An 18,027-nucleotide genomic window follows, 5' to 3' on the forward strand; every position below is an offset into this window, starting at 1 on the left:
TCGAAATATGCAGGAAATATGCGAAGTTAAGCGGCGATTTTCCTATTTTCCGCCGCCCCTTTCAGGCCACTTTGGTCAGGCTGACAGCGCTTCCGCCCGCGCGTCCAGCACCACCCGGTTCCGCCCCTCGCGCTTGGCGCGATAGAGCGCGGCATCGGCCGCCTTGATCAGCGTCGAGCCGTCGCGCTCCATGCTCTCTTCCCAAGTGGCGACGCCGAAGGACATGGTCGTCGACCCCAGCGTGCGGCCACCCTGGTTGACCATCAACTCGCTGATCGCCTGGCGGACGATCTCCACCCGATCGGCCAGCACCACGGCCGACGTGCCCGGCGCGATGATGGTGAACTCCTCGCCGCCAAAGCGGCAAACGACGTCGCCGTCGCGGAAGCGGCTGCGCATTTCCGTCGCGACCGCCTGCAACACCGCGTCGCCCGCCTCATGGCCGAACTCGTCGTTGAAGCGCTTGAAATGGTCGACGTCGCACATCACCAGGCTCAGCGGGCTGCCGGTGCGCGTCGCCCGCGCGATCTCCAGCGCCAGCGTCTCTTCCATGTAGCGGCGGTTGAACAGGCTGGTCAGCGGATCGCGGATCGTCTGTTCGCGCAGGCCGCGCTGCAGGCGATGGTTGACCAGGGCCGACGCGATATTCTCGGTCAGCACGGTCAGGCGGAACCGGTTCTCGGCCCCCACCACGCCGCGCAGATACAGCACGCCGATCACCTCGCCGCCCGCCAGCAACGGCTCGCAATGATAATGGTCCGCCTCGGCCCCGACATGGGCACAGACGATGTCCGACCCCTGCTCGGTCACATAATGGCTCTGTCCGCGCCGCAGCGCCCAGCACTGGTCGGGCGCAAAGCCCGCCTGCTCGACCTCCAGCCCGCCCCAGGCCGCGATTGGCACCAGCAGGTTGCGCGAATTATTATGGGCATAGAGGGCGCCGGGAATATCGGGCAGCACGCGCGGCACGAACACCCGGATGATCGACGCCAGTTCCTCGTCGGTGCGGGCCGCCTGCATCCGGTGGGCCATGCCGCCCAGCAGTTCGATCACCTCGCCCCGTTCGCGCAGCACCTGCGCATTGGCGCTCAGTTCCTGGTTGGCGACCTTCAGCCGCCCCTCGCTGTCCACCTGGTCGGCGACCGCTGCCTCCAGCTCGCGCGCCATTTCATTATAGCCGCCGGCCAGCCGCTCGAACTCGCTCGACCGCATCTCGACATCGATGCGCGCGCTGCGGTCGCCAGCGCCCAGCTTGCCCATCACCGTCATCATCGCCTCGACCGGACGGCGGATGCCGCGGATCAGCGCCACGCCCATGATGACGATGATCGCCACCGTCAGCGGCGTGCCCAGCAGCACCAGCCAGCGAATATAGTTGAGCCGCCGTTCCACCGCGCCCATGCGCTCGACCGACAGCGAACGCTCCTCGGCCAGCAGATCGCCGACCCGCGCCTCGACCATCAGCATCAGATAACGGCCGCGTCCGGTCGCGGTCGATGCCTGCGCCCCGGCAAAGTCGCCCGCGCGGGTCATGGCCGCCGATTTCTCCAGGCTCGCGGCCCGTTCCGTCACCAGCGCGCGCACCTGCCGCGCCCGTTCATTCTGCGGCGGATTGTCGGCGGTCAGATTGACCAGCGCGGCGGCATCATGCTTGGCGGCGGCGATCTCTGCGGCGACGGTCTCGCCAAATTCGGGATTGCGGGTCAGCACATAGCCGCGCTGTCCCGACTCCGCTTCCTGCAGATGGCCCAGCGTCCGGTTCGCGGTCTTGAGCACCTGCGAGGAATGAGTCACCCAGCCCAGGCTACCGCGCATCTGCGCCGACCCGTCGAGCAACAGCCCGGCGAGCAGCACCATCACCACGCACAATATGCCGCACAGCACCACAATCCGATGGGACAATGATCCGACCAACTGACACTCCCTGGGTCCGCAAGCCCATCGCCTTTGGTCAATCGCTTCGCCGATGCAACATGAATCATTGTTTTTTAGGGAGAATTGCGACCGATCGAAGACTCCTGCCTCAGCTTGTCCCTTGTAGCACAGCCACGCTGCCAATCGTCGGCGGGTCGATCACATCCCGTCCCGTCCATGCCTCGCCTTCCCGCACATAATCGACATGGCTGGCCCGACGAAACGCGTTGCCGTCCCAGACGATCACCTGCAGCTCGATCGCATTGTTGCGCCGGACATGCAGCCAGTTGAAGCTTTGCGGCTCGGCATTGCGCAGCCGGGTGGATGTCGCCGTCCCCGCCTGGATGACCAGGGCCCCGCCGCTATGCGCCACCATCTTCTGCGCGGCCTCCGCATAGGTGCGGTGGAAATGGCCGGCCAGGGCGACATGCACCCCCGCCTCGCACGCCGCCTGCACGGCATCCTCATGCCGCCCCACCGCCTCGCTCAATTCCCCGCCCCGGCCGATCGGCATGGCGAACAGCGGATGATGGGTCACCAGGATGCGGGTCTTGGCCGGCGCGACCTGCGCGAAACTCTCGCGCAGCCGGTCCATCTGGTCATGGTTGATCCGCCCGTCCTTGATCGTCAGCGACCGGGCGGTGTTGAGGCCCAGTATCGCGACCTCGTCATCCTCGTAGAAGGGACAGAGATCGCGGCTGATATAGCGCTTGTAGCGCGCCAGCGGCCGGGCGAAGCGTCGCACCACGTCGAACAGCGGCACGTCATGATTGCCGGGGATCACCAATATCTTCAGCCCCGCCGCGCGCAGGCGACCCAGCCAAGCTGCCGCCGCCCGGAACTGCTCCACCCGCGCCCGCTGGGTCAGGTCGCCGCTGATGACGACCAGATCGGGCCGGCGCTCCTCCAGCCAGGCGGTGGCGGCGTCGACGATGCGCGGATCATGCGCGCCGAAATGAATGTCGGACAGATGGGCGATACGGGCCATGCCTCCCCAACGAATCCATCGCTATTCGTTTCCGATGGACCCGAAATCGCCGCACGGTGTTATTGCGGCATGGAAACGAAAACGCTCCCCCGGCAGGCGATCCTCGTCGTCAACGCCCATAGCCGACGCGGCCAGGACAATTTCAATCAGGCAAGGGAAAAGCTCGAAGCCGCCGGCGTCGAGCTGATCGCCGCCCATGCGGTCGACGATCCCGAACAGATGGCCGCAACCGTCCGCCAGGCGGTGGAAAGCGGCGCGCCGATGGTCATCGTCGGCGGCGGTGATGGCTCCATGTCGGGCACGGTCGACGAATTGGTCGGCAAGGATTGCGTCTTCGGCGTGCTACCGCTCGGCACCGCCAACAGCTTCGCCCGCACATTGGGCCTGCCGCTCGACCTCGACGGCGCGGTCCGCGCCATCGCCACCGGCCAGCGCCGCCGCGTGGATCTGGGCATGATTGATCGCGACTATTTCGTGAATGCCGCGTCCCTGGGCCTGTCGCCGATGATCGGCCAGACCGTGCCGCACAAGCTCAAACGCTATCTCGGCCGCATCGGCTATCTGCTCTGGGCGGTCAAATGCTCGGTCGGCTTCCGCGCCTTCCGCCTGACCATCGACGACGGCGTCAAGGAAAGGCGGATGTGGTCGACCGAAGTGCGCATCCTCAACGGCCCCTATCATGGCGGAGTGGAATTGTCGGATCATGCTGCCGTCGATACCGGCGAGATCGTGATCCAGGCGGTGGTCGGCCGTTCCAAGCCGCGCCTCGCCTGGGACTGGTATGCCAAATTCGTGAAGCTGCGCGACCGCAATGCCCATACCGAGGAATTCCACGGCCGCCAGTTCAAACTCGCCTGCCACCCGCCACAGAAAATATCGATCGACGGCGAAGTGCTGGCAAAAACCCCCGTCACGGTAAAGATCGCCCCCGGCGCCGTCGATGTAGCGGTGCCGCAGGACTAGGGCGGCAAGAACAAATCCAGACGGTCGGGAAGCGACCGATAATGTTGAAAACCCGACCTCGCAGTAATGGCGCAATTCCGATTCACTGGCGTTGTCGTTAGGAGGCAGGCTCATGATGAGTGATCGGACGGTGATGCAGGAGGCGCTGTTTTACAGCTTCAGCTTGGAAGATCATGTTCCTCAGAACCACCTATTGCGGACGGTGGAACGCTTCGTGTATTTGGACGGACTCGGAGAGAAGCTGCGGCCATTCTATAGCGAGATAGGCAGGGCCCCGATCAATCCTAAACTGACGATCCGAATGTTACTGATCTGCTACTGCCTGGAAATCCGGTCTGAGCGGCGGCTGTGCGAGTAAGTACATCTCAATCTACGCGCCTAGGCCGCGTTGACAAAGTGGATTCCCAATCTGCCTGATTTCTGATTGAGAGCTTCTTTTTGCGAGGAGCGATGATGGGCCGGGGCGATCTGACGGACGAGGAATGGGATGTGATCGCGGGGTTGTTGCCATCGGAGCGCGGTCGCAAGTCCCGTCCTGCCCATGATAACCGGCGTTTTCTCAACGGCATGCTGCATGTTCTGCGGGTCGGCTGTCCGTGGCGGGATATGCACGAACGCTATGGCCTGTGGAACTTGGTCTATGTGCGGTTCCGGCGCTGGGCCGAACAGGGCGTGTGGGATGCGATCTTGGCGACATTGGTGGAATTGGGACTGACCGACGACTGGCAACACATGATCGACAGCACCATAGTTCGCGGCCATGTATCGGCGGTGGGCGGAAAAGGGGGGGCTTGTGCGCAGGCTCTTGGTCGATCACGCGGCGGCTTTACGTGCAAGGTCCACGCCCGCTGTGACAATCAGGGACGCCCTATCGGCTTCATCCTGACCGACGGGGGGGGGGCGTCGGACTACGGTGCTGTCGATGCCCTCATGGCGATCCCCGTCGCCAAGCCCAAGGCGCTGCTGGCCGACAAAGGCTATGACGGCGATGCTGTCCGCGAAAATTTGCTGATGCAAGGCATCCTGCCGATCATCCCGCCCAAGGCCAATCGCCGCGAACCCATTCCCTGCGACTTCTGCCGCTATCGTGACCGCAACCGCATCGCGCGCATGTTCGGTCAACTCAAGCAGTTCCGCCGTATTGCCACGTGCTACGACAAAACCGCTTTATCCTTTGCCAGCTTCCTCAACCTCGCCGCCATTCGAAAATGGCTGCCTCACTTTGTCAACGCGGCCTAGGCCTCGACGAATTCGTCCCCAATTACTTAATATTCTCGAAGAATCGGCACGGCCGCTTCCGGACAGTGATCTGTTACGGAAACTGTTCGAGATGACCGTCTCGCGCTGCATCCAGGAAGGACTGGTCGGTGGCGAAAGCTTCGTCGTCGACGCCAGTCTGATCAAGGCCGACGCCGATCGCCAGCGCGGCGTTCCCGGCGCAGAGGGGCTACCGCCGGATATCATCAATCATGCTGTTCGGGAGTATCTGGAGGTACTGGACAAGGCCGCCTCTCGCGCAGCTTTGCCCGTCACGCCCAAATATCTGTCGCCAGCTGATCCAGCGGCACGCTCGACGGGCGCCCATGGCGGGCAGGCCTTCCTCGCCTACAGCACCAACTACCTCATCGATCTGACTAATGCCGTGATCGTCGATGTGGAAGCCAGCACCGCCATCCGTCAAGCTGAGGTAACGGCGCAGCGAACGATGATCGACAGGACACAGAAGCGCTTCGGCATCTGGCCCCAGCGGTTAGCTGCCGATACCGGCTATGGCGATGCGGCTAATCTTGCCTGGCTGGTCCATAAGCGCGGCATCGAGCCGCACATCTCCGTCTTCGACCATGTGGGCCGCAGCCCCGACAGCTTCCAGCGCACCGTATCCGCTATGACCACCAGAACGATCTCTATGCCTGTCTCGGCGGCAAGCATCTCGTCCAGCACCGGAGGGACCATGCCAACCCACGGCCCGGCGCGAGCGAAAAAAGGTCGAAATGCTGTTCGCCCATCTCAAACGCATCCTGAAGCTCGACCGCTTGCGCGTACGAGGACAAAATGGCGTAAAAGACGATTTCCACCTCGCAGCTACAGCCCAGAACCTGCGCAAGCTCGCGACACTTATCCCGATCCAGTCGGCTATTCCCCCAGCCTGACACCGGGAGCCGACTTAACCTCAACTTCAGAGACCGACAATCACGGACGCCTTCAAAACCATCTACCACCTACTGAAATCCCACCGTCCGCAGCTTACTTAATATAAAAAATTCGATAAATATAAATAAAATTATCCAATTTATCATAAAATCCCAAAAACAGACCATTTCTCTCATTTCATGATTTGCAACACTATTTTTCTAAAAATCCGCATTGCGATAGCCTGAATGTTAAATAAAGTACCCAATAAGATAACGATTTTAGAGATTACTACAGTATAAATAATAATTTCACGCGGTCGGGTTAGAAGTCTATCCGCCCCTCCCCTTTCCCGGCTGGATCACGACCACCTGATCGCCGCAAAAGCGTCGCCCCACGGTCGCCACGCACCCCGCCCCCCCCCCATCCGCCAACAAAAAAAGGCCGGCGTTTTCACCGGCCTTCTTTCCTGTCCCGATCCACCGCGATCAGCGCGCGTGCATCGTGCTCCGGGCGATCTTGGCGACCAGCAGGAACATGCCGGTGTAATTGCCCTGGCGATAGGGCGAGTCGATGTCGAGCGTCGCCATCATCTGCCGATGGGCAGCCGCCAGATTATGATAGGGCACGCTCGGCAGCAGGTGATGCAACGCATGATAGCGCAGGCCGACCGGCGCCCACAGTTCCGGCAGCGTGCCGGGCGGCGGCACATTGACCGAATCCAGATATTGCGCCGTCACGGTCATCGCCTCGCCCTCATTCTCCCACAGATGGGCGACCAGCGTGCGCAGCTGGTTGATGACGGTCATCGCCGAATGGATCGCCATATAGACCAGTAAGGGCTTCCAGCCGAAGGCGAACACGCTGCCGACCAGCGCCAGCGCGAACAGGCAGGCGCCCGCTTCCTGCCAATGCCACATGCGGGCAAACTCACCCTCGGGCGCACGGCGGCGATAGGCGGGATTGATCGACAGCGCCGAAAACTCCGCCACCACCTTGCGCCGCAGCGGCGGGATGATCAGGCTGAGCGGCGTCAGCACGCCAAAGCGCAGGATCAGGCCGATCGGCGCCAGCGCGGCGACGACGATGAACAGGGGCAGCGACCAGGGCTTCATCAGCGCCAGCGGCAGATATTCCGGGTCTTCCGCCGTGCCATAGCGGGTGCGGGCATGATGCTGGGTATGCACGCCTTCATAGAGGAAGGACGGGATCATCAGCGGAATGCCGACCAGCAGATTCCAGCCGAAGCGGAAGCCGGGCAGCGCGCCTTTGCGGATATGGGTCAGCTCATGGATGAAGCTGGCCGCGCGATAGAGCGCCATCATCGACAACAGGGCACAGCCGATCGCGATCGCCACATTTTGGGCCAGAATCGCACCGGCCAGCGCGCCATAGCCGATCAGCGCCGACGCCAGCATGTCCGGCCAGTAGATGGCCGGGTTCGGGGTCGACAGGGTGCGCGTCAGATCCGCGGCAGCGCGCAGCATCTTCGTATCGTCGGGTATAGCCGACCGCGTACGCGACGCGGCGGCCAAAATGGGATCATGCACAGTCATGCTGCCTTCCCTACACTCCAAATGCGCTGCAATCGTGGCAGCAACGTGACATATTCACCCCGGTTTGGGCTGTTTGAAAATGCGCGAAAGAGCGCATTTTCAAGCGCCGCACCGGCCCACACCCCCACCCGGCCTCCCATCAGGCTACCATGTCTGGGTGGCCGGGTGAGGGTGTGGGCCGGTACAGATGCGCCAGAGGTGCATTTCCAGACCGACTCTTAGCGCTCCTCCCCCGGCCCGAGATTGACATTCCGCAAACAAGCGCCGAACTGCTCGACACATTTCTTCAAGGGCCTGCGCCGTGGCATCAACCGATCTCCTCATCACCCCCGTTTCCTCCAAGGCCGATCTCAAGGCCTTTGTCGACCTGCCCTGGCGGCTCTACGCCAATGATCCCAATTGGGTGCCGCCGCTCAAGTCCGAAGTCTACGGCCTGCTGACGCCGGGCAAGAATCCCTTCTTCGAGCATGCCGAGGCCCAATATTTCCTCGCCCGGCGCGGAAACAAGGTGGTCGGCCGCATTTCCGCGCATTTCGACAAGCTGGCGCTGGCCCAGCCGGTCGAACAGGGCATGGGTCCGGGCACCGGCAATTTCGGCCTGTTCGAGGCGGAAGATGCCGAAACCGGCGCCGCCCTGATCGCCGCGGCCGAAGGCTGGCTCAAGGCCAAGGGCATGACCCGCGTGCTCGGCCCGATCTCGCTGTCGATCTGGGAAGAGCCCGGCCTGCTGATCCAGGGTCATGACCATCCGCCGACGGTGATGATGGGCCATAACAGCGCCGCCTATCAGCCGATGGTCGAAGGCGCCGGCTATCAGCCGGTCAAGCAGCTCAAGACCTATGAGCTGGACATCACCAAGAATTTCCCGCCGCTGATCGAGCGCATCGTCGCCTCGGGCGAAAAGAGTGCGCGCATCACCATCCGCAAGGTCGACAAGTCGAAATTCGATCAGGAAGCCGCGATCATCCTGGGCATCCTCAACGATGCCTGGGGCAAGAATTGGGGCTTCGTGCCGATCACCGACGCCGAAGTCGCCTTCACCGGCAAGAAATTGAAGCCGCTGGTGTTCGAGGATCTGATCATGATCGCGGAGCTGGAAGGCGAGCCGGTCGCCTTCATGATGACCCTGCCCGACCTCAACGAGGCGTTGAAGCCGCTCAACGGTTCGCTCCTCCCGTTCGGCTGGATCAAGCTGCTGCGCTGGCTGCGCAAGCCGCAGGTCCGCACCATGCGCGTGCCGCTGATGGGCGTGGTCCAGCGGCTGCAATCGACCCGCATGGCCAGCCAGCTCGCCTTCATGATGATCGAATATATCCGCCGCAACGCCCTGGCCCATTACAGTGCGACGCGCGGCGAGATCGGCTGGGTGCTGGACGATAATCAGGGCATGAACGCGATCGCCGACGCCATCGAATCCCGGGTCAACAAGATCTATCAGGTCTACGAAAAGACGCTGTAAGGCGGCGGGCGCGCCTCAGCGCCCGCACCCATCCGCCTGCAAGGCCATCATCGCCCGCGCCATCGCCATGCCCAGCCGGCGCTGGGCATCGGTCACCAGATGCAGTTCGTCCGCCTGCCGCACAAGGCCGCCGGTCGGCACCATATAGGCGCAGCGCAGGGCGATGTCGCGCTGCGCCGCCTGCACCACCGCCCATCCCGGATAGCGCGCGACATACTCTGGCGCCGCCGGCCGATCGGCAATCTGCGCAAAGATGAACGGCAGCTCTGCGCGTCCCAGATCCCGCCGAAAATGTCCGGCCAGATCGGCCAGCGCAGCGCCATAGCCCGTTGCCGCCGTATCTTTCTCCGTGTCGCTCTCGCCCTGATACCAGAGGATGCCGGCCAGCCGTCCGCGGACCGATCGCACCCGCGCCAGACAGGATCCATAGAGCGTCGTCCGATCCCCGCCGGGTCGCCAGCGCGCGATCGCGCTGCCGCCCTTGGCGCAGGGGATCAGGAGGATCGGCCGCCGCTGCCGCGCGATCAGCGCGCGGGCAAAGAACAGGCCCGGTCCGACCGCCGCCAGCCGGTCCGCCGACACCATGTCCTGCTGTCCCTGCGCACTGTCGATCGGCTCCATCGCCGGCCGGACGATGCCGTCATTGCCCAACATCATCACGCCCGGCACCGGCGCCCTTTCCGCCTCGGTCAGGTCCGCCAGCGCGCCCCGCCCCGACATGTTAGACTGGCCGGCCAGCACATAGATGTCCGGCAAGGGCGCCGCGCCGCCGGCCGAGCCAGCCGCGCCGATCAGCGCGGTCAGGCCCAGTCCAGCGACCCGCCAGCTCAATAGCTGTAGCTCAGGCGGATGCCGCCATAACGATGGAAATCACGCGGCACATAGCCCTGGATAGCGGTGGTGCCATAGCGGTTCGACACATCGTTGATCAGATAGCGATAATGCTGGTCGAACAGATTGTTGATGAAGCCCGTCACCTGCCAGGACTTGTCGGCGCTGCGCAGGCCCAGCGCGATGTTGACCATCGCATATTCCGGCTGGATGGTGCGCGGATTCTGGTCCAGCGGCACGACCTTGCTCTGCCAGGTGACGGCGCCCTGCGCGACCAGTTCCAGCGGCCCCTGCCCCAACGGCTGGGCATAATCAATATTGCCCGCCAGCTTCCATTTGGGCGAGATCAGCATCGCCTTGCCGCTCAGATCCTGGCGCGGCGGCGTGCCGACGCATCCCTGCGCCGCGGTCTGGTTCACATAGCAGGCCGCGCCGGCAAATTCCTTGAACTTGGCGTCCAGATAGGTCAGCGACCCATTGATCGTCAGCCCGGCCACCGGGCGGACGCTGGTTTCCATTTCCAGGCCCCGGATGCGCACCTTGCCGACATTGGTCAGGCGGAAATTCTGTGTCCCGTCGGCCAGATTTTCCACCGCCTGGGTCTGGAAATCGCGGAAGTCGGAATTGAAGACGGTGACGTTCAGCGTCACCTTGCGATCCAGCAACTGCGATCGGAAGCCAAGCTCCAGGCTGTCGGATTTTTCCGGGTTCACCGGGCCGGCATCGGCGCGCGCCTGGTTGAAGCCCGACGAGATGTCATAGGCCTGCCCCTTATGCCCGGTCGCATAGGTGAGATAGAGGTTCATGTCGCGCGCGACATCCTGCTTGATGCCCAGCTTGTAGGTGCCGAAACTGTCGCTGCTGCGCCCCGCATAGACCCGGCTGGCCGCCAGATCGGTGAACACATAATCGATCTTTTCCCGGCTGTAGCGGCCACCGGCGATCAGCGTCGTGCCGGGCAGCGGATCATATTCCAGCTGGCCAAAGCCCGCGATCAGGTCGCTGCCGTTGGTCGCATCCCAATTGGCGTTGGAAAAGAGCGGTCCGCGATAGAAGTCGCGGCCAATGTCGACATTGCTGTAATAGGCGCCCAGCGTATAGCGGAACCGGTCCTTGCCGGGCGAAATCAGCCGCAGTTCCTGGCTGAACTGCTCGCTGTCGAAATGGCCATATTGGAAATTCTGGAAGCTGCTGATCGCGGAATCGTCGCTGTCGAACCAGTCATGCGACTTGTAGCGGTCATGCGCGGTGATCGACATGATCGTCGGGCCACCCGTATCATAGCTCAGCCGCAGCGACTGGGCGAAGTCATTATAGGTGTTGCCGGTCGGGAAATCGATCGACACGTCCGTATTGTCCTTGTCGACCGTGATGCCCGGCGCGAACACATCCTGGGTGAAGGCGGGATTGCCACGCAGGATCGCATTGTCGCCCAGTTCGATGAAGGGCCGCGTCGCTGTCGTCCGCCCATCGGCATAATCGATCGCCAGATCAGCCTGTAACTCAGCCGTCGGGTTCCAGCGCAGCTTGTTGCGGGTGGAGAAATAGCGGCGCCCGTTCAGTGTCTTGCCATCGGCCAGGTTGCGCGAATTGCCCTTGAAATCATCATAGTTGACGCTGGTGCGGAAACCCAGCGTGTCGGTCAGCGGCCCGGAAAGAACCGCGCCGATCTGCTGCTCGTCATCGGTGGTGATCATGCCGCGCACCGACGCGGTCAGCGTCTTGGTCGGTGCCTTGGACACGATATTGATCAGGCCGGCCGAGGCCGACTTGCCATACAGCGTCGTCTGCGGCCCGCGCAGCACCTCGATCCGCTCGATATCGGAAAGATCGGTGAAGGCGCGCGACTGGAAGGCCAGCGCCACATCGTCCAGGATGACCGCGACGCTCGGCTCGACGCCGGGGCTGAAGGCCAGGGTGCCGACGCCGCGGATCGCGACATTGGCGCTCGCCGGATTTTCCGCCGGCCGGATGCTCAGCGACGGCGACACGCGGCTCAGATCGTTGAAATCCTGCACCGCATTGGCCTGCAACTGGGCCTCGCCCAGCACCTGCACCGACAAGGGCACATCCTGCACATTCTGTTCGCGCTTCTGCGCCGTCACGATGATGTCGCCGGCCGACATATCCTGCGCCTGCGCATGGGCCATGCCCGCCAGCGCCCCCGACGCCACGCCAACCAGCAGGCTCGCCATCACGACTGCCATTTTCGACTGCCCCTTCATCAACCTCTCCCGATCCTGTGTTCCAAAGCTGCCACCGGGAGCCATCGGCCGATGCGCCGGTTTGCCCGACTGCACCGACATCAAAGCCCACATTGCGGGACTCGACTCCAGATTTCGAAAAGGCTGTAACTGACAGATCAGGCCAGCGCAACATATTGGTCAAACCAATATTGATGAACACGGCACTTGTCAGACAAATTGGCCTGACAGATCGATTGTCATGGCGAATGGCTGCGCTCCGGCGGAAGCAGGCCGCCGTGAATCAGCATCGGCGCGATCGACGGTCCGCAGACAGTCGATCGCGCCGATCGCGCATTTTCAAAATCGGGTCAGGCGGCGGCCGGGGTCGCCTCGGCCGGCTTCAGATGGCGCGCCAGGAAGTCGAGGCAACTGCGCACCTTGGCGCTATCCCCCTGCGCCGGCAGATAGAGGGCGACAATCGGCGATTCCGGCAGCGCGACAGCGGGCAGCACCGTCTGCAACCGCCCCTCTTCCAGATCGTCCGACACCGCCCATAGCGACTTGATGACGATACCGGCGCCATTGAGCGCCCACAGCCGTGCCATTTCGCCATCATTGGTGCTCAGCACCCGGCTCGCCCGATTGTCCCGCCCCATGTCCATGTCGATCGCGCGCCACATATCCTGCCCGCCACCAATGACGATCCGGTCATGGCTGGCCAGATCCTCGATCGTGCGCGGGACACCGCGTCGGCTGAGATATTCGGGCGAGGCGCAGAGCATGCGCGGATTGTCGGCCAGCCGCTTCATGATCAGACCGCTGTCGGGCGGCGGATCGAAACAGATGGCGATGTCATGGCCGGTCTCGACGATATTGGCCGCCTGCCCCGCCGCCTCCAGATGCACCGCCACTTCCGGGTGCAGCGTCGCATAATGCTGGAACAATGGCGCCAGCCGACTGCGGCCCGAGTGCAGCGTCGTCACCACGCGCAATGCCCCGACCGGCTCGGTGGCGTTGCGCATCACGACATTTTCCGCCTGGTCGATGTCGGACAGCGCCTGCCCCGCCTTCTCGTAGAAGATCTGGCCTTCCTGGGTCAGCGTCATGTGCCGGCTGTTGCGGCGCACCAGCATCACCCCCAGCCGCGACTCCAGTTGCGACAGGCGACGACTGGTCGCGGCAAGCGACAGGTCCAGTCGTTTGGCCGCTTCGGACAGGCTGCCCGATTCGGCAATTTTCACGAAGGACAGGATTTCAGCATAGCGATCGGCCATGCGCAAAAAGCTATGCGCGTTACGCTGCATTGCAATAGGCGCAAGGTTGCAGTTCCGTGTGAAAACATTGCCACGTCTCCCAAACGGCACGGAAATGCGACGGAATTTTGCTGGCGTTACCGCTACCGCAAGGCTGGCTTGCATGGTGTGGACCACGTTGACCGTCGCTTGTGCGTCGCATCATTTTTCGAACAAAGGCCGCCCGTCGGCTCCATTTCGGAAAGGACCGCCATGATCCGCACGCTCGCCGCAACGCGCGCCGCGCCCACGCCAAAGACCAATCAGCGTCTTGCCTGGAACGATATCGAGGCGCTGCCCATCTATGCCGCCATGGCGCTCTGCTTCGCCTGCGCCTGGCTGGCGATCAGCGATAGCACCCCCACCATCTATGCGACCATCCTGAAGGCGGTCGGCATCATCGGCGGCATGGCGCTGCGCCATGCCTGGCTGAAACTGGATGAAGCCGACGGCACGGACATCGGCTGACCCTGTAGAGAACCGCTCCCCCTATGATCGTCGGACGTGCCCCACGTATCCGCCAGAGTTTCCAGACCGCGTGGCGCGCGCTGATCGCGCTGTTCTTCTGGGATCTGGCGGTCACCATCTTCTACTTCATCTCGCCCTTCAAGGCCCCGGCCCTGCCGCTCACCATCTTCGGCACCGCCCTCGCCCTGGTACTCGGCTTCCGCGTCAACTCCGCCTATCAGCGCTGGTGGGAAGGCCGCATCCTGTGGGGGGCGATGGTCAATGTCTCGCGCAGTTGGGCACGCGCGGTGATGAACTTCATTCCCGACCGGGCCGAAACGGCGGACCTGCGCCAGACCCTGGTCGAACGCCATATCGCCTATGTTCAAGCGCTGCGCTGCCAGCTCCGCCGGATCGATCCCGCGCCCGATGTGCGCCGCGTGCTCGCCGGCCCGGAGATTCCGGAGGAGATTCCGGAACTGGGCCGCCGTAATCCCGCCAACGGCCTGCTCGACGGATCGGGGCGCCGGGTCGAACAGGCGCGCGCGGATGGCTGGATCGACAGCATCCAGCAGACCCAGATCGAACGGCTGCTGGTCGACATGTCGAACGCGCAGGGCGGCATGGAGCGGATCAAGAACACCCCGCTGCCCGCCCAGTATCGCAGCTTCCCCAAATTCTTCACCCGGCTCTTCTGCATCCTGCTGCCGATCGGCCTGGTCGAAACGCTGGGCATCGCCACCCCGGTCGGATCGGCGGTCGCGGGCTTCATGTATCTTGCCGTGCTGCAGATCGGCGACGACCTGGTCGATCCGTTCGGCAACGACGTCCACGACCTCCCGCTCGACAGCATCACCACCACGATCGAAGCGGACATGTGCGACACGCTTGGCCGCGAAGGGCCTCCGCCGGTCCAGCCGGTCGACGGCGTGCTCTGGTAAAGCCAAAGGTCGCCCGTCAAACCGGCCGTCATCCCGGATCCTTCGACGAGTCCAGGCGAGTTTTTCACCAGGATGACGCCGATAGGGATCAACGGATTTCGACCAGCAGCGGACATTCCTCCCCGGCACGGGGAGGTGGCAGCGCGAAGCGCTGACGGAGGGGCAGGTGCCTCTTAGCGCTGCGCTATCCGGCCTGTGCCCCTCCACCACTCGCTACGCGAGCGGTCCCCCTCCCCGTGACGGGGAGGAATGTCTTGTTCCCACCCCATCCCGTCCCTTCGGCGAGCGTTGAATCTGTCCACGCCGGCCTAGCCCCGCTTCCCCTTCCCCTCGATCAGCACCGCCTGTTGCCAGCGGCTTGGCGCCTTGTCGGTGCGGTGGATGCAGCCGGCCCAGCAGCAGGGCCGCTTCTTGCCCTCCTGCAATTCCTCGACAGTGCGCGCAATGCGCCGCGCGCGGGTTGCGGCCTGTTTGGCATCCTCGACCCAGCAGATGAACTCGTTGCGGCCAAGCGGCGTCAGCCCCTGCCACAGTGCGAAGATGCCGGCGTCGGCCCGGATCGCCGCCTGCATGTCATCGGCCGCCTCATGCACTATGCCCTGAAGGAAATCGTCCGTCACCCAGCCTCTCCGATCATTGCGATGCGCAGGCTAGGCGGAAAAGGCCGGCTCCGCCAGCGCCAGACCATGCGCCCGGATCGCGCCGGGCCAGCCTTCCGCCGCTAGGTCGAACGCCGCCCTGTCCCTGGCATAGAGCGCGCGGATCGCCGCTTCATAGCCGGGCCGGTCGCCCGCCATCGCGGTCAGGAAATGATAGGCCGCGTCCATCGCCGCGCGGGGCGACGGCCTGTCCGCGCCCGCCTTCATCGCATCCTCCACCAGTTGCCGCAACGTGGCGGAGGCGCCGCGCGGCTGCGCCGCCAGCCAGTCCCAATGGCGCGGCAGCAGGGTGATCTCGCGCGCCTGCACCCCCATCTTGGGTCGCCCCCGCCCCCGCGGTGCCGCATCGACCTGCAGGTCGATATCCACCTGCCGTCCGGTGCGATCGTCGAACAGCAGGATATTCTGCGCGTCGTCCCCCATCGCACGCAGCGCCGCGCGCACCTCATCCTCGTCGCCGGTCGCGATCCAATAGTCGCCCGAAAAGGCGGTCAATGTACGGTCCATGCCGAATCTCCTTCGGCACGGCATTTATTACCCGGATATAATATAGTCAATAATATCCGGATTAAATTCAGATATCGCGCAGTTCGACCCAGGTCGGCGCATGATCGCTCGCCTTTTCCCGGCCGCGAAACGCCTTGTCGACCTGGGCGTCGACCAGCCGGTCGGCCGCCGCCGGGCTCAGCAGCAGATGGTCGATGCGGAAGCCCGCGTCGCGCGGCCAGGCGCCGGCCTGATAGTCCCAATAGGTCCACACGCCCCCGGCCGGATGGCGGGTCAGGATCGAATCGGTCCAGCCGTCACCCAGCAGCCGGCGATAGGCCTCCCGGCTTTCGGGCTGCATCAGCGCATCGTCCGCCATCGCCTTGGGCGAATAGATATCCACGTCGCGCGGGATGACATTATAGTCGCCAGCCAGGATGGCGGGCACTTCCTCCGCCCAGATTTCCGCCGCCCGTTCCCGCAGCCGCTTCATCCAGCGCAGCTTGTAATCGAATTTCGGCCCCGGCTGGGGATTACCGTTGGGCAGGTAGATGCTGGCGACCCGCACCCCCTTCACATCGGCTTCCAGATAACGGCTCTGCTCGTCCTCGGGCTCGCCCTCCAGGCCCCGGCGCACCTCCACCGGCTGGTCGCCGCGCGCCAGGATGGCCACGCCGTTGAAGCCCTTCTGCCCGTGCCAGATCACGCCATAGCCGGCATCCTCGATATCCTTGACCGGGAAGGTCTCGTCGGACGTCTTGATTTCCTGCAGGCAGGCGATGTCGGGCCGGGTCTCGTCCAGCCATTCCAGCAGGCGCGGCAGCCGCGCCTTGATGCCGTTGATGTTGAAGGTGGCGATACGCATAATGGACCTGTCTCTTTCGCTGTCCACCTCCCTTTAGAGAAGTGGGCTGCGTCTACAAGCCAATGCGCCGATCAGACCGAGAAGCTGGTGCCGCAGCCGCAACCGGCGGTCGCGTTGGGATTGGTCACCTTGAACGCCGCGCCGCCCAGGTCCGACACGAAATCGACCGCGGAGCCGCGCACCAGGTCCAGGCTGACATCGTCCACCACCAGCGTCACGCCATCGCGCTCTACCGCCAGATCCTCGGCTTCCACCTGCTCGGCCAGGCCAAAGCGATACTGAAAGCCCGAACAGCCGCCGCCTTCCACGGCCAGCCGCAATATGGCGGGCTTGCCCTGCTTGGCGGCGATCGCCGCGACGCGCGCGGCAGCGGAGGGGGTGAGGTCAATATCGGCCATGGCGCCTAGATAGGATCAAGCAAAAGCCCCGGCAACCCATGGGCGCCGGGGCTTTGGAAAAGTCGGGATCAAAAGCGGTCGATCAGTCGACGGCCTTTTCGTCCGCCTTGGTCGGGCCGCCCATGGCGACCGGCGGCTTGGTGTTCATCGCGATCAGATAGTCGGGACCGGCGACGAACGGGATCGGGTTGATCGCCGCGCCATCGACGCGGACTTCATAATGGAGGTGGCTGCCGGTCGAACGGCCGGTCGACCCCATCAGGCCGATCACCTGACCGCGATGGACGTAGCTGTTGGGCGCAACCAGCAGCTTGGACATATGGCCGTAGCGGGTTTCCATGCCATTGCCGTGCGAGATCTGGACCAGGTTGCCATAACCGCTGGCCCAGCCGGCGCGGCTGATGATGCCGTCGGCGGTCGCGTGGATCGGGGTGCCGATCGGGCCGGGGATATCGATGCCCTTGTGCATGCGGGCGCTGCGGTTGAACGGGTCGGAACGCACGCCGAAGTTCGAGGTCAGCGACAGCTTCTCGACCGGGCGGCCCGAGGGGATATAGGCCGCGGTCTTGGCGTTGCCGTCCATGCGCTGCAGGCTGGAGAAGATGTTGGAGAAGCCGACATCGGCCGGGCCGAGCGCGCTGGTGTTGATTTCCGACGCGTCGCCATAGGGATCATCGTCATCCTTGGCATTGGCCGGGGCTGCGGCGCACATCACGCCTACCATGCCGACCATCCCGAAAATCTTGGCCGTCTTGCTGGCCGATTGGAACCAACGCGCACCCAGCGCATTCACAGTACGAAGAATCAACATGCCGACCCCGACTTATGCCCGCGAAGGCTTTTGCCTCTCGTGGGTTCCCCATGTTCAATAAAATGGCGACCTAGATCGCCCCCGCTGGATGCAGACTGCAA

At 63.7% G+C, this 18,027-nt stretch carries 16 protein-coding genes and 2 pseudogenes; 7 read left to right on the forward strand and 11 right to left on the reverse strand.

All coding sequences use genetic code 11. From position 1 onward, the window contains the following. Positions 1-75: 75 nt before the first annotated feature. Both AC0KVN_RS13610 and AC0KVN_RS13615 read right to left on the reverse strand, forming a co-directional pair. Positions 76-1,857, reverse strand: a complete 1,782-nt coding sequence (locus AC0KVN_RS13610; protein ID WP_435568501.1) for a diguanylate cyclase — start codon at positions 1,855-1,857, stop codon at positions 76-78. A 166-nt stretch (positions 1,858-2,023) separates the two neighbouring features. Next, the gene (locus tag AC0KVN_RS13615) at positions 2,024-2,902 is read right to left on the reverse strand and encodes a metallophosphoesterase family protein (RefSeq protein WP_435568470.1); all 879 of its coding nucleotides are present in this window, start codon (positions 2,900-2,902) and stop codon (positions 2,024-2,026) included. Between the two features lie 69 nt (positions 2,903-2,971). Between AC0KVN_RS13615 and AC0KVN_RS13620 the strand changes: the two genes are divergently transcribed. From AC0KVN_RS13620 to AC0KVN_RS13635, 4 genes and pseudogenes are all read left to right on the forward strand, one after another. After that, on the forward strand, positions 2,972-3,865 hold the full coding sequence (locus AC0KVN_RS13620) for a diacylglycerol/lipid kinase family protein (RefSeq protein WP_435568469.1): 894 nt from the start codon (positions 2,972-2,974) through the stop codon (positions 3,863-3,865). A gap of 112 nt (positions 3,866-3,977) precedes the next feature. Then, positions 3,978-4,220, forward strand: a pseudogene (locus AC0KVN_RS13625) (transposase); the annotation flags it as partial. Between the two features lie 98 nt (positions 4,221-4,318). After that, positions 4,319-5,104 carry an IS5 family transposase gene (locus AC0KVN_RS13630; protein WP_483656183.1) on the forward strand — a complete coding sequence of 262 codons (786 nt, stop codon included), beginning with the start codon at positions 4,319-4,321 and terminating at the stop codon, positions 5,102-5,104. After that, positions 5,098-6,015: pseudogene (locus tag AC0KVN_RS13635) on the forward strand (transposase); the annotation flags it as partial. The gene AC0KVN_RS13630 and the pseudogene AC0KVN_RS13635, both read left to right, overlap by 7 nt. 468 nt (positions 6,016-6,483) lie before the next feature. On the opposite strand, the gene AC0KVN_RS13640 reads toward AC0KVN_RS13635, so the two are convergent. Next, a complete protein-coding gene (locus tag AC0KVN_RS13640) occupies positions 6,484-7,551 on the reverse strand; it encodes a fatty acid desaturase family protein (protein WP_483656148.1) in 1,068 nt (355 codons plus the stop codon). 301 nt (positions 7,552-7,852) lie between these two features. Between AC0KVN_RS13640 and AC0KVN_RS13645 the strand changes: the two genes are divergently transcribed. Then, on the forward strand, positions 7,853-9,010 hold the full coding sequence (locus AC0KVN_RS13645; protein WP_435568662.1) for an N-acetyltransferase: 1,158 nt from the start codon (positions 7,853-7,855) through the stop codon (positions 9,008-9,010). 15 nt (positions 9,011-9,025) lie between these two features. Here AC0KVN_RS13645 and AC0KVN_RS13650 read toward each other — a convergent pair whose 3' ends face one another. The 3 genes from AC0KVN_RS13650 to AC0KVN_RS13660 form a co-directional block, all read right to left on the reverse strand. Beyond that, positions 9,026-9,841, reverse strand: coding sequence for a sialate O-acetylesterase (locus AC0KVN_RS13650; protein ID WP_435568663.1), 816 nt, complete (start codon positions 9,839-9,841; stop codon positions 9,026-9,028). Then, complete coding sequence (locus tag AC0KVN_RS13655; RefSeq protein ID WP_435568664.1) at positions 9,838-12,048, reverse strand: TonB-dependent receptor; 2,211 nt, start codon at positions 12,046-12,048, stop codon at positions 9,838-9,840. Before AC0KVN_RS13655 ends, AC0KVN_RS13650 begins: the two co-directional genes overlap by 4 nt. 347 nt (positions 12,049-12,395) lie before the next feature. Beyond that, positions 12,396-13,301, reverse strand: coding sequence for a LysR family transcriptional regulator (locus AC0KVN_RS13660; protein ID WP_017503424.1), 906 nt, complete (start codon positions 13,299-13,301; stop codon positions 12,396-12,398). Between the two features lie 231 nt (positions 13,302-13,532). Between AC0KVN_RS13660 and AC0KVN_RS13665 the strand changes: the two genes are divergently transcribed. Then, positions 13,533-13,787, forward strand: coding sequence for a hypothetical protein (locus tag AC0KVN_RS13665; RefSeq protein ID WP_435568665.1), 255 nt, complete (start codon positions 13,533-13,535; stop codon positions 13,785-13,787). A gap of 23 nt (positions 13,788-13,810) precedes the next feature. Beyond that, positions 13,811-14,707: a bestrophin family protein gene (locus AC0KVN_RS13670; RefSeq protein WP_069336090.1), complete on the forward strand. Its 897-nt coding sequence runs from the start codon at positions 13,811-13,813 to the stop codon at positions 14,705-14,707. A 308-nt stretch (positions 14,708-15,015) separates the two neighbouring features. Here AC0KVN_RS13670 and AC0KVN_RS13675 read toward each other — a convergent pair whose 3' ends face one another. From AC0KVN_RS13675 to AC0KVN_RS13695, 5 genes are all read right to left on the reverse strand, one after another. Continuing rightward, positions 15,016-15,327 carry a YdeI/OmpD-associated family protein gene (locus tag AC0KVN_RS13675; RefSeq protein WP_026109517.1) on the reverse strand — a complete coding sequence of 104 codons (312 nt, stop codon included), beginning with the start codon at positions 15,325-15,327 and terminating at the stop codon, positions 15,016-15,018. Positions 15,328-15,357: 30 nt separating this feature from the next. Beyond that, the gene (locus AC0KVN_RS13680; protein ID WP_435568666.1) at positions 15,358-15,873 is read right to left on the reverse strand and encodes a DUF2239 family protein; all 516 of its coding nucleotides are present in this window, start codon (positions 15,871-15,873) and stop codon (positions 15,358-15,360) included. A gap of 67 nt (positions 15,874-15,940) precedes the next feature. Further along, positions 15,941-16,717: an exodeoxyribonuclease III gene (gene xth / locus AC0KVN_RS13685; RefSeq protein ID WP_004211011.1), complete on the reverse strand. Its 777-nt coding sequence runs from the start codon at positions 16,715-16,717 to the stop codon at positions 15,941-15,943. 71 nt (positions 16,718-16,788) lie between these two features. Beyond that, complete coding sequence (gene erpA / locus AC0KVN_RS13690) at positions 16,789-17,115, reverse strand: iron-sulfur cluster insertion protein ErpA (RefSeq protein ID WP_004211010.1); 327 nt, start codon at positions 17,113-17,115, stop codon at positions 16,789-16,791. An 82-nt stretch (positions 17,116-17,197) separates the two neighbouring features. Further along, complete coding sequence (locus AC0KVN_RS13695; protein WP_435568667.1) at positions 17,198-17,926, reverse strand: M23 family metallopeptidase; 729 nt, start codon at positions 17,924-17,926, stop codon at positions 17,198-17,200. Between the last annotated feature and the right edge of the window lie 101 nt (positions 17,927-18,027).

Source organism: Sphingobium sp. SG1 (assembly GCF_057063145.1).